At 53.2% G+C, this 12,095-nt stretch carries 9 protein-coding genes; 2 read left to right on the top strand and 7 right to left on the bottom strand.

Annotated elements, in window-relative coordinates; translation table 11 throughout:
- On the bottom strand, positions 1-497 hold a 497-nt coding region (locus Q0294_RS03110; protein ID WP_299460817.1), incomplete at its 3' end, for a methyltransferase.
- A 223-nt stretch (positions 498-720) separates the two neighbouring features.
- Here Q0294_RS03110 and Q0294_RS03115 point away from each other — a divergent pair.
- Positions 721-2,895: a cation:dicarboxylase symporter family transporter gene (locus Q0294_RS03115; RefSeq protein ID WP_299460819.1), complete on the top strand. Its 2,175-nt coding sequence runs from the start codon at positions 721-723 to the stop codon at positions 2,893-2,895.
- Between the two features lie 411 nt (positions 2,896-3,306).
- Here the strand turns inward: Q0294_RS03115 and Q0294_RS03120 are convergent, their stop codons facing one another.
- The 4 genes from Q0294_RS03120 to Q0294_RS03135 all read right to left on the bottom strand — a co-directional run bounded on the left by Q0294_RS03120 (position 3,307) and on the right by Q0294_RS03135 (position 8,088).
- The gene (locus Q0294_RS03120; RefSeq protein ID WP_299460821.1) at positions 3,307-4,932 is read right to left on the bottom strand and encodes an arylsulfatase; all 1,626 of its coding nucleotides are present in this window, start codon (positions 4,930-4,932) and stop codon (positions 3,307-3,309) included.
- 45 nt (positions 4,933-4,977) lie between these two features.
- Entirely contained in the window at positions 4,978-6,396 is a 1,419-nt protein-coding gene (locus tag Q0294_RS03125; protein ID WP_299460823.1) for a sulfatase-like hydrolase/transferase, read from the bottom strand.
- 161 nt (positions 6,397-6,557) lie between these two features.
- Positions 6,558-6,977: a hypothetical protein gene (locus Q0294_RS03130; protein ID WP_299460825.1), complete on the bottom strand. Its 420-nt coding sequence runs from the start codon at positions 6,975-6,977 to the stop codon at positions 6,558-6,560.
- 115 nt (positions 6,978-7,092) lie between these two features.
- Positions 7,093-8,088, bottom strand: a complete 996-nt coding sequence (locus Q0294_RS03135; protein WP_299460827.1) for a TIM barrel protein — start codon at positions 8,086-8,088, stop codon at positions 7,093-7,095.
- 135 nt (positions 8,089-8,223) lie between these two features.
- On the opposite strand from Q0294_RS03135, the gene Q0294_RS03140 reads away from it, so the two are divergent.
- Positions 8,224-9,552: a class I SAM-dependent RNA methyltransferase gene (locus Q0294_RS03140; protein WP_299460829.1), complete on the top strand. Its 1,329-nt coding sequence runs from the start codon at positions 8,224-8,226 to the stop codon at positions 9,550-9,552.
- 17 nt (positions 9,553-9,569) lie between these two features.
- Here Q0294_RS03140 and Q0294_RS03145 read toward each other — a convergent pair whose 3' ends face one another.
- Together Q0294_RS03145 and Q0294_RS03150 are read right to left on the bottom strand one after the other, a co-directional pair.
- The gene (locus Q0294_RS03145) at positions 9,570-11,651 is read right to left on the bottom strand and encodes an ATP-dependent helicase (protein ID WP_299460831.1); all 2,082 of its coding nucleotides are present in this window, start codon (positions 11,649-11,651) and stop codon (positions 9,570-9,572) included.
- 279 nt (positions 11,652-11,930) lie between these two features.
- Positions 11,931-12,074, bottom strand: a complete 144-nt coding sequence (locus Q0294_RS03150) for a hypothetical protein (RefSeq protein WP_299460833.1) — start codon at positions 12,072-12,074, stop codon at positions 11,931-11,933.
- Between the last annotated feature and the right edge of the window lie 21 nt (positions 12,075-12,095).

The raw sequence follows: 12,095 nt of genomic DNA on the forward strand, positions 1-12,095 counted from the left end.
TGAACCTCGGTACCGCCAAAGATGCTGGTCAGCTTTTTCTGATACCACAATCGTCGGCGCGTCACCATCACCATATGGCCACCAATTTTCAAACGGTTAAAGCCTTTCATGATGAAATTCTTGGCGGTCGAAAAATCTTTATGATAAGGCGGGTTCGACAGAATCCAGTCGAAGTCGGTTTCATTGTGGTCCTGAAAGCCATCGCTCTGAATAATTTTAACTCCGGCGACCTGATTCCGCGTGGCGTTGGTTTGCGCCAGGTTCACGGCCGTCTGCTCAATATCCGTCATCACAACATTTTCCGGCCCCACAATCTTCGCCGCCAGAATTCCGACCACACCATAGCCGCAGCCCAGATCCAGCACGCGCTGACCCGGTTCGAAGGCAACCGTCGATAACATCGCCTCGGTCCCCCGATCAAGATTTTTGGGAGAAAATAGCTCGGGCGAAGTTTCAAAAGTGAGAAGCTGACTATGATAAGAAATAGAAAATGACATACAGGATCGAAAAGTCTGGTGAAAGAAGCGGTTTTCTGATAAGAATCCTCAATCCGTCGAACGCATTGATTGTCTCGATTCACGGGGGCCGTTACGTTATTAACGTTGTCGCAACTGGAAACATACACTTCCAGCCAGGATTTATCCATGACAAGTATCAGATTTCCCGCGATGCGGGAGCATTTTACCAGCCCTGATACCTGTGCGCTCAAGGATCTGGTGAATGAATAAAGTAGCTCAGTCACACTTCAAACCCGGATTAACGACCTGGATTCTGACCAGTTTGGCGCTGGGTATTGCCTGTGGTTTATTCTTTGGTGAACTGTGCACCCCGCTGAAACCGGTCGGCGATGTCTTCATCGGCCTGTTGCAGATGACAGTGCTCCCTTACATTACGCTCTCGCTGATCCTGAATCTGGGGCGGATTTCCTTAAAGCAGACGCGGAGCATGGCGCTCACCGTCATCGCACTCCTGTTGGTTTTATGGTGTATCGGCCTGTTCTCCGTCTGTCTGATGTCCCTCTCATTCCCGTTCTGGCAGAAAGGGGCATTTTTCAGCACGAGTATTATTGAGGGACCCAAGACGGAGAGCCTGTATAATTTATTTGTCCCCGCCAATCCCTTTTACTCACTGGCCAATAATTCGGTTCCCGCCGTGGTGTTGTTTTCCATAGGATTAGGAATTGCATTAAGCAGCATTTCCAAACGGGAACATTTACTGGACCCGCTTTCCGTGGCCGTGCATGCGTTAATGAAACTGAACCGCTTCATCGTGCATCTGTCCCCTTTAGGGATCTTTGCCATTGTCTCCTATGCCGTGGGGACACTGCCGTTTGAAAAGTTCGGACTGCTGCAGGCCTATCTCATTACCTTCACCGCAGCCACGCTGATACTCACGGTGGGAATCCTGCCGATGTTGATTTCGGTCTGCACTCCTGTCCGCTATTGGGACGCGGTCAAAGTATCGCAGACGGCAGTGATCGCTTCATTCGTGCTGAGCAGCACTTTCGCAGTCCTGCCATTAATCGTCGAAGCGGCACGGGAAATTCTGGAACGTTACGGTCTGGAAAAAGACGAAACCGGTGGCTCACCCGATGTGCTGGTCCCCCTCGTTTTTCCTTTTCCAGACCTGGGTCGCATTGTCGGTCTGATTTTTATTCCCTTCTCGGCCTGGTTCTACGGCGCGAGTTTAATGCCCGAACAATATCCCAAATTTCTCTCGCTGGGCATGGCCGGCGCGTTTGCCAAACCCGCCGTCACCATTCCCTGGCTGCTCGACCTGATGCACATTCCTCACGACATTTTTCAGCTCTATCTGGCGGTGGGCGTTTATACGACGCGGCTGGGAGACGCGCTGCGTTCGGTCTATCTGTTCTCGTTTGCGGTTCTCGCAGCGGCTTCGTTGTCGGGAAATCTCAAGATCCAATGGAAACGACTGGTTTCGTATTCTCTGCTTTCCCTGTGTATCGCGGGAGTCGTGATTGCCATCATTCACGGGGTCCTGAATTATACGTTTAAAAACGTCTATGAATCGAAGGCGATGATCGCGGATCGGCAACTGTTATATCCCGGTGCGCCCTTTACGATTCTGAAAGAATCCGCGCCGAATCCGGTCCCCATCCAATCGCAGGAAACACGCATTGATCGGATCAGACGCCGTGGAATGATCCGCATCGGCTTCGATGCCAAACGCCTCCCCTTTTCCTACTTTAATGATCGAGGTCAGTTGGTCGGCCTGGACATTGATATGGCGCATCGACTGGCCCTGGATCTGGGGGTGACCATCGAATTTGTGCCCTTTGTTCCCCGGAATCTGGTACATCAATTGAACCAGGATCATTTCGATCTGGCGATGTCCGGACTGGAAGGAACCATTGAACGGGCAACCGCGTTTCCCGTCGCCGACTCTTACATGGATGTCACGCTGGCCATCGTCCTGCCCGACTATCGCAAGGTCGATTTTCTGGAGTTTGAGACCTTAAGGCATTCACACGAACTGAAAATCGCCGTCGTCGCCAACAGCTTTTTTGATGAAAAAGCGCACGAGTTTTTCCCCAATGCCACATTCATTTCCATCAATTCCGAAGAAGACTTTTTTGCAGGTAAAGCGGGCGACTCTGATCTGCTGGTGACCAGCGCCGAGACAGGAGCCGCCTGGACGCTGCTGTATCCGAAGTTTTCCGTGATCAACCCGTTCAAGAAAAACATCCGGGTCCCCATGTATTACCTGGGCGCACACGACATTGAGTTCGAAGAGTTCATGGAAGTCTGGCTCGAACTCAAAAAGAAAGAAGGCATCTTCGATTCCCTTTACAACTACTGGATCCTCGGCAAAGACAACGAAATCACGATCCCCCGCTGGTCGATCATCCGCAATGTCCTGCACTGGGTTGAATAAAAAAAACATCTTCAGGAAGAGTAAAAACGGGGCAGGCCCGAATCAATTTCAGGCCGAGTGCAGTAATCAGGTCCTTTTCTTTTCGAGTGGCATCAAAGCAGAATCAGGAATTGTGTGCCACTGTCGGCTGGTCCGACAGTGAGAATATGTGACCAATAAAGTTTACACAATACACTCTTTATGACGCCGTGTGAGTCATTGCTGAACAGGGCGATGGCTGCTTATTAGTGCCGACCGATTGTAATGAATTGCGTCTAATGAACTTGAATACGGGAGAGAAATCGGCACTGTCGGACAAGCCGAACAGTGGCACGCAGATCCTGGAACTTTTTTGATATCTGTTGCCTTGTGACCTTCGCCAGAAACTCAAAACCGTTCGTGTTTTTTGTCCCGAGCATGATAGAAAAACAATTACTTGGGAAATACGCCCACTCGTTTGGCCCACGCCTGCCATTGTGCTGACAAATCCGAAACGAGCTCCGGTTTTTTCTCGGCCAGATTGTTCAACTCCGTGCGATCCTGTTTCACGTTGTAGAGTTCCCACTTTTCGGGCTTGAGTCCACTGGCGGGAGAAACGCCTCTGCCGACCAGTTTCCAGTCGCCGTCTCTCACGAACGCGTTGTCTTCGTGTTCAATGAAAAGAGGCGTGGCACGGTTCAGAGTTTTTCCCTGCATCGCCGGTCGCAGGGAGACGCCGTCCAGTGCGTGAATCTGCTTGCCGGCATACGTCGTGGGATATTTGGCTCCGGCGACATCAACGAGCGTCGGCATGATGTCAATCAGTTGTGCCGGTTCGGTGTACCATGCTTTGCGCGGCTTAATCTGTTCTGGCCAGTGCATCAGGAACGGCGTCGAGGTTCCCCCTTCATGGGCATAATGTTTGAACAAACGGAACGGCGTGTTCGACGCATTCGCCCAGGCTTTGCCGTAACTGTTGCTGTGTTCCTGATTCCGATATTCCGGATTCATAAATCGGCCACGTCCGAGCGCAGGCCCTTCAGCACACGCGCCATTGTCCGACAGAAACAGAATCAGCGTATTGTCAAACTGTTCGTTTGCTTTGAGCCAGCCGACCAGCTTGCCGATGTTCTGATCCACACGATCTACCATCGCCGCATAAACAGCCATCTTCAGATCCATCTCGATCTGTTTCTGCTCATCCAGCGAGTCCCATGCAGGAGCCGCCTCATTACGCGGCGACAATTTTGTATGCGCCGGTAGCAGGCCGAGTTCCTTTTGCTTTGCCAACCGCTGCGTTCGTAGCTCGTCCCAGCCGATCCGATACTTGCCGCGGTATTTTTTGATCTCTTCTTCGTGTGCCTGCAGCGGCCAATGCGGGGCAGTATACGCGAGGTATAGGAAAAACGGCTTGTTCCGTTGTGACGCGTCTTCTTGATGTTCGGTAAGATAACGAATGGCGAAATCGGTAAAGGCATCGGTGGTATAAAAGGGGCGCTGGGTTGTGCTGGCGGGCGTCTTGATATGTTCGTTCCCCAGCGTCATGCCCCGCGGTTCCTCTGGATAGAAGAAGCGGGTCGCGCCCGAAATGCAGCCAAAGTATTTTTGAAAGCCCCGCTGTAGCGGCCAGCGATCTTGCGAGTTAAATCCTAAATGCCATTTCCCCGTCATATATGTTGCATAACCGGCGGATTGCAGTACTTCGGCGACGGTCACACACTCACGGTTCAGATATCCCTGATAAGCGGGCGGTCTGGAATCTCCGCGGGTATCGCCGGGCGGATTGGTCATCCAGCCGATCCCCGTCTGATGCGGATGCAGGCCCGTCATCAAGGTGGCCCGGGTCGGACAGCAGCGGGCCGTATTATAAAACTGGGAAAACCGGACGCCCCCCGCGGCCAGCGCGTCGATGTGCGGCGTTTCAATTTCCCCGCCGTAACAGCCAATGTCGGAGAAACCCATGTCATCGACCATGATCAGAATGATATTCGGCCGCGTCTCCTCCGCCGCATGGATGCGGGTAGTGATGAGTAAAAATAATACCAGAGTAAAACTGAAGAGCACTTTCAGATTCAACATGGTGTTCTTTCTATCGAAGTCAATGATTTCGCAGAATCGACGTTGTTAATAGTCATTTCCCCGGCTGCTGTTGTCACACGATTTAATCCAGTTCTCAAGATCCGCTCGATATTGTTTCACCAGTTCAGGGTGATCCTTCGAAACATCGCTGGTCTCGCCCGGATCAGCGAGTAAATCAAACAACTGATATTGAGCCTTCTCCTGCATTCCTGTGCGTAATAGCTTATAGCGGTGCGTCATCCAGGCCGCATTATTTTGAAATTGAAAGCCGATCGGCGTTTTCCGTTCCTGCCGTTTCTGCTCAAAGACAGGCATCAGATTGATCCCATCCAGTGGTCGCCTGCCCATAAACAGGAGTCCGACTGCAGACAGAATCGTGTGCAGATAATCGCTGGTGACCATCGGAAAACTGGTTTCGGTCCCCGCCTCGATTTTCGCGGGCCAAACCACCAGAGCCGGCACACGGATGCCCCCTTCGGTCAGATCCCGTTTGCGTCCCCGGAACGGTCCCGCCGATCCGGGCGCACTCGCATTCCCTTCGGGGCCGTTGTCCGAACAGAACCAGAGTAGCGTATTCTCTGCTACATAGGACGATTCCAATTGTGCCCTGAGCCGTCCCACCTGCTCATCCATGGCGGTGATGCTGCCGTAATAGTTCGCGTGGTAGAGATCAGCGTCGGGATACAGGGCGCGATAACGGGGACCAGCGACCACCGGCAGATGCGGCGTATGAAACCAGATCACACAGAAAAACGGCTTCTGTTTTTTTGCACTCTCCTCGATAAAGGGGACCACGCGGTCCATGATCACGCGCGAATCATCGCCGCTCAGATTGTCCTGCACCATCTCGCCCTTATCATTCCAATAGTGCGTCCCATACGGCACACTCGGACTGTCTGCTTCCAACGCGGCCCAACCATTGCCGGGCGCTTTGCCCTTTGGCTTCCGCATCGGGTCCCAGGTGGGAACTTTCGCTTCGGTCGAGAAACAGACTTCGAATCCGTTTTCCCACGGTGGCGAAAAGTGATCGGCATGCTGGGGGCCGCCCCGATTCGAATCGCGGACCGTTTTTGTCAGCGTGCCCAGATGCCATTTTCCAAAGTGCCCCGTCCGATAACCGGCAGCTCGTAACCCTTCTGCCAGTGTCAATTCCGCTGATTTCATGTGTCCGCTGTTGGCGTGCTCGATTCCATAACGAAACGGATTCCGGCCCGTCAGACAACTTCCCCGCGTCGGACTACACACCGGCGCCGCGGCATAAAACCGTTTGAGATTCATCCCGGCTCGCGCCATCGCATCCAGGTGCGGCGTCTTGATGATCTTGTTCCCGTTGAAGCCGGTATCCCCCCAGCCCAGATCATCGCACATGATCAAGATGACGTTCGGTTGCAAAGCCGCGTTCGCATCGAATGCAGTCAGGCAGGCAATCAAACAGATCAGTGCAGAAACTAATTTGAAAAACATAAACAGCGCCTCACTTTGAGCGGAATGGCGCTAGCCACCGTTTTTAAAACCGATCTGCGATCACAACCGGCGGCTAGCGCCGTGCCGCTCAGTTGATTTAGCAATTCATTCATGAATGAATTGCTAGATGGTCCTCTCTAAAGATTATGAGAGTTTCCTTCTCATGTATTTTTCAAGACCTGTCTTAAGTAGCTTCCGGTTCTGCGATCTGCAGCGGCAGTTACAAGGCTTAATGGACACTCCGGGTCAAATGTGCCTGTAAGAACAGGCAAAGCGTAAAACACAAACGATGGATTATCAAGTTGAATATCCCACTTACCCCCCTTTGACTTTCGAAATGTTTCGCCAACATAGCATGCCACTTGATTTACGCGTTGTTTTTCAGATGCCTTAAGCATTACAGCAGCATTTTTGTAATTGGTTAGAATCCATTTTTCGACAATCTCAAGAGATTCAGGTGAATAATCGAGCAAAATTTGCTCTTCTTCCGAAAATTCGGTAGCAAACTCTTCGAGGAATTCGTCCATTGACGCAAGCCAATATTCAAAATTTTCTCTGGATTTATGTTTGAGACTATTCATTTTAATGTGTCTATTGAATCCACAAAAAAAGATATCGTTTGATGAAAGTTCCTGCCCGTTCACAACCGGCGGCTAGCGCCGTGCCGCTCAGTTGAATTGGTTAAATCACTCTGAATTACTGCCACAGCGAACGGAAATATTTCGCATCGACGGCGGTTTGCGCCAGACATTCCTGCGTCGAAAGTTCCTTCCAGCTGTGACGGCCCTTGTATTCGCTGTGCAGGGAGAACGTGCCTGCATAACCCAGCTTTCGCAGCGCGTCCACATACTGCGGGATCGGCGAAATGCCGTCCGCGACGGGCACGGTTTTGACTTCCCATTTCTGATGCCCCTGTTTGTCGCGCCCTTCGCCGCGCTCCCAGGAAAAATTCTTGACGGCACATAAAGCAATCCACGGCGCGAGTAAGTCGAGCCCCTGACGCCAGCCGTCGCCGCTCCCTTCTTTGACCATATGCAGCATGTCGACATACGCGCCGACTTCCTGCGGCGAAAAATCCTGAATCAACTGATACAACTGCGTTCCATGCGAGGGAAGAAAATCGTTTGAGTGCACGTGCACGCAAGGCAGCACGTCATACTTGTTTGCCAGCTTTGCGACCTTCCCGATTTTTTTTGTCGTCTCTTTCAACTGTTCCGCCAGTGTGCCGAACGGTTTGTAACGATAGTAGCCGATCTTGATGCGATCGATGCCTTGCTCCTGTGCGGTCGCCAGAATGCGTTCCGCGTTTTGATCCGGCTCGTCGATCATTGTGGTCAGGAACAGAATTTTCACGCCGGCGTCTTTTGCCGCCGCACATGCCTGAGGCAGTTCTTTTTCCACATTTTCGGGCAGGATGTGTCCGTTGGGGCGAACCGTCAGATCAAGGCCGTCCAGATCAAGGGCTTTAAAGGCCCGGCAGACTTCGGGGAGGGGCATGTCCTGAAAGCTCTTGGTGAACGCGCCCAACTGGTAACCACCGCCCGGTTTCGCCTTTTTTTCCACGCCGGCCTGCAATGTCTGCTGCGACTGCAGACCGCTGACAACTGCTGTACCCGCTAATACTTGCAGGGAGGCCTGTTTCAGAAAATCACGGCGAGGGAGCCGATTATGAGGGGGGAGAGCATTCCGCATGGTGAAAACCTTCTCTATGATCAGTTGTCTGGTAGAATTCAGTGGGTGTCCTTCTATAGTAGTATGATCATCCCCGTACCCTTTTTCTACCGGATTTGTCTGTTTTACTGAAATCTTGAGAGATACCTGTCTACCATGTCCGAGCCACTTACACTCGTTGCCACCTCTGCCTTTGGTCTGGAAGCCGTTGTTTCGCGCGAATTGAAACAACTGGGCTACGAAGAGCAGACGATCGAAAATGGCCGCGTCACATTTCAAGGCGATCTGAACGCGATCTGCCGCTGTAATCTCTGGCTCCGCAGTGCGGATCGGGTGATGATCAGCCTCGGCGAATTCACGGCTCTCGACTTTGATGATCTGTTTGAAGAGACCCGCGATCTCGAATGGGAACGCTGGCTGCCCCCCTCTGCGAATTTCCCGGTCAGGGCGTCCGCCGTGCGTTCGAAAATTGACAGTCCGAAAAATACGCAGAAGATGGTGAAGAAAGCGATCGCCGAACGATTGAAGGATCGTTACATCAAAGACTGGTTTCCGGAAGACGGCCCGCTGTATTCTGTCAACGCTTCGATTTTGAAAGATCGCGTTTCGATTTGCGTCGATACTACAGGACCCAGTCTGCATAAGCGCGGCTATCGCAAGCTGGTCGCCGGCGCACAATTGAAAGAGACACTCGCGGCGGGACTGATTCAGCTCAGCTACTGGAATCGCGAACGGCCTTTTGTTGATCCGTGCTGCGGTTCGGGTACGATCCCCATCGAAGCCGCCTTGATCGGCACGAACACCGCGCCGGGCATCAATCGCGAGTTTGCCTGCGAAGGCTGGCAGCAGTTTCCCGCGGAAATGTGGAATGAAGCCCGCGACGAAGCCCGCGATCTGCAACGCAATGACATCACGTATCGACTGCTGGGATACGACATTGATCCCGCGATGATTCGTATGGCCCGCTATCATGCACAACAGGCGGGCATGGAAGAGTTCATTCATTTTCAGGACCAGCCCCTCTCCGAATTCAGCACGCCCCGCAAGTATGGCTGCATCATCACCAACCCTCCCTACGGCGAACGCCTGGGGGAAAAATCAGACGCTGAAGTGATTTATCGTGAAATGAAACGCGTCTTCGAACCGCTGGAAATGTGGTCGATTTACGTGCTCACGTCACATCCGGGCTTTGAACGCATCTTCGGACAGAAAGCCCGCCGCCGCAAATTGTATAACGGGCGTATTGAATGCGTGTATTACCAGTTTCCCGGCCCGCCACCGCCACGCAAAAAATCGCCGTGGGACAAAGCCAAAGCCTCGGGCGAAGAATCGCCAGACGAAAACGCGACTGACCCGGAATCAGCTGCCGCAGAAATTGTCATCATCGACTCTGCAGTCAATGAACCTGCTGACGTCGAATCGGCAGTCGAAAATTCTGCGGCCGAGAATTCTGGCGTCGATCATTCTGCTGGCGAAGAAGAATAAAAGACTCAGGTCCGCTATCAGGCGGTCCACATGTTGCGAATGTTTTTGCGGATGTCTTCTGCCGTCGTTTCGATTTCGGCTTCCTGCGGCGTATCCAGACTGTCGGCGTTAAAGGCCGGGCGTCGCTGGAACAGGGGCATCGTTTTTGACGAAACAAACCGCGTCAGCTGGGCATAACTGTGGGCCTGATTCCAGCGGCGGTTCTGAAAATACTGCCGATGCGGAAAACAGACATAGAGCCAGTTTTTCGCACGCGTGAGCGCCACATAAAACAGCCGGCGTTCCTCGTCAATCTCGTCAGTGCTCTCCAGAGACATCTCCGAAGGAATACTCCCGTCAGCCGCCTGCAGCACATAAACGGCGTCCCACTCCAGACCTTTCGACGAATGAATCGTGCTCAGCACCAGAAAATCATCATCGGCCTTGTCACTGCCGGTGGCGACATCCTGCGTAGAACTGGGCGGGTCGAGGGTGATCTCTTCCAGAAAACTCATGCGACTGCTGAAGCGGCTGGCAACCTGTTCGAGCTGTTCCAGATCGCGCTGGCGGGACGTCGCGTTATCATACTGCTGATCGAGCAGCGGCGCGTAAAACGTACGCACCTGATGCACTTCCGCCGAGATGCCTCGCTTTTCCGATTGAGGCGATGTCAGATTTTTCATCAGCCTGATAAACAAAGGCCAATGTTCAACCGTCGCCGCCGGCGGTTTGAATTCAGTCCACGCGTCAAACCGGAACTGGGAATCCGCCAGCACGTTTAACAACTGCTGTGCCTTCTTCTGACCGATGCCCGGCAGTAATGTCAGAACGCGTAAGCCGGAAACGGCGTCGCGGGGATTTTCCGCCAGTCGTAAATAGGCCATCAGATCTTTGACGTGTGCGGTTTCGATAAACTTCAGCCCGCCATATTTGTGATACGCGATATTGCGGCGGGCCAGTTCGACTTCGAGCGCCAGACTGTGATTCGAAGCCCGGAACAGCACCGCCTGCTGCTGCAGAGGAATGCCGGCTTCCCGGTGTTCGAGAACCTGCTGCACCACAAAGTCGGCCTGCTCGTTGTTATCGCTGCAGTCAACAATGAACGGCGCCTCTCCCGCAATTTTCGATGACCAGAGATTTTTCTCATGCCGTTCATGGGCTTCATCGATAATCTGATTCGTCGCCTGCAAAATCGGTTGCGTGCTGCGATAGTTCTCTTCCAGCGTGACGATGGTGGTGCCGGGATAGTCCTGCGGAAAGTCCAGAATGTTCCGCACGGTGGCGGCCCGAAAAGAATAGATCGACTGGGCATCGTCGCCGACAACCGTCAGGCCGTTGCCGTCCGGACAGAGATTTTTCAGAATGCCCGACTGCAGAATGTTTGTGTCCTGATACTCGTCGACCAGAACCGCTTCGAACTGGCCGCGTAACAGTTTGCCCCCCGCGGGATCAGCGACCAGCGCGTGCCAGAACAGCAGCAGATCGTCGTAGTCGAGGATGTTCTGTTTTTCTTTGCGATCGACGAACGCCTGAAACAGTTTTTTGAGATCGTCCACATGTTCCAGACACCAGGGGTAATGGCGTTCCAGAATCGGTTCCAGCTTCGAGCAGGTATTCACGCAGCGGCTGTAGATTTCCAGCAGCGTCCCTTTGCGGGGAAACTTCTTGCCGCTGTTGCCCAGTTCCAGTTCGCTGCGGATGGCGCTCATTAAATCTTCGGCGTCGCTGCGATCGATGATTGTAAAGTCATCAGGCAGGCCAATCGCCTTGCCATACCGTCTGAGTAACCGGGCCGCCGTCGAATGGAAGGTGCCGCCCCAGATGCTGCGGGAGCGGGCCGCGGACGACCGCTCGCGACCATCGCCCAACGCGCGCAGCAGGGTATCGACGCGACGGATCATTTCATTGGCGGCTCTGCGGGAGAAGGTGAGCAGCAGAATCCGGCTGGGATCAATGCCTTGCGAAATCAGATACGCGACCCGATGCGAAAGCGTGGTCGTTTTCCCCGTACCCGCACCGGCAATAATCAGCAACGGCCCGGAATCATGGCAGGCAGCCGCCTGCTGCTCCGGGTTGAGCTGTTTAAAAAGGTCTTCAAGTTCTTGTGGGATTTCTGACATCCGTGCCTCGCCGCGGTGCTGAGGGGTTGCTGAATTGCCTGTCCTCTATTTTCGCGGCAGAGACCGTTATCGCAAGGGGCGGATATCAAAAATGTTGCGGAACAACTGTATTTCCTCGCAGATGTGAGATCCCAGGGGCACACCGACGGGGTAACAGGGACTCGTGCCTGCTGTAATTCGGGTCGAGCCGGTTGGGAAAATTAGCCGCAGGGCGTTAGCCCCGGTTGTGCGTTATTGGCAGAGAGCGTTCGAATGAAGAAACACGACCTGGCTCCTGATTTACAGTTCCCGCAGTCTGACATTGCGATAATGCACCTGATTGACGAGGTTGCCGTGAATCTGTAACGCGATAAGAGAGTGAAAGCAATGCAGACGCGTGATAGCAGGCGCACTGTCGGGCCAGCCCAATACTGTTCGGCTCACCGTTTGCGGTTGCTCTTAAAT

The sequence above is a fragment of the uncultured Gimesia sp. genome (genome assembly GCF_937919775.1).
In the GTDB taxonomy this organism is placed as follows: Bacteria; Planctomycetota; Planctomycetia; order Planctomycetales; family Planctomycetaceae; genus Gimesia.

What these genes read in the sequence shown, in the direction of transcription:
- Q0294_RS03115 (WP_299460819.1), top strand. Translation starts at nt 721, where the DNA reads ATGAATAAAGTAGCTCAGTCACACTTCAAACCCGGATTAACGACCTGG.
- Q0294_RS03140 (WP_299460829.1), top strand. Translation starts at nt 8,224, where the DNA reads ATGTCCGAGCCACTTACACTCGTTGCCACCTCTGCCTTTGGTCTGGAA.
- Q0294_RS03120 (WP_299460821.1), bottom strand. Translation starts at nt 4,932, where the DNA reads ATGTTGAATCTGAAAGTGCTCTTCAGTTTTACTCTGGTATTATTTTTA.
- Q0294_RS03145 (WP_299460831.1), bottom strand. Translation starts at nt 11,651, where the DNA reads ATGTCAGAAATCCCACAAGAACTTGAAGACCTTTTTAAACAGCTCAAC.
- Q0294_RS03130 (WP_299460825.1), bottom strand. Translation starts at nt 6,977, where the DNA reads ATGAATAGTCTCAAACATAAATCCAGAGAAAATTTTGAATATTGGCTT.
- Q0294_RS03135 (WP_299460827.1), bottom strand. Translation starts at nt 8,088, where the DNA reads ATGCGGAATGCTCTCCCCCCTCATAATCGGCTCCCTCGCCGTGATTTT.
- Q0294_RS03125 (WP_299460823.1), bottom strand. Translation starts at nt 6,396, where the DNA reads ATGTTTTTCAAATTAGTTTCTGCACTGATCTGTTTGATTGCCTGCCTG.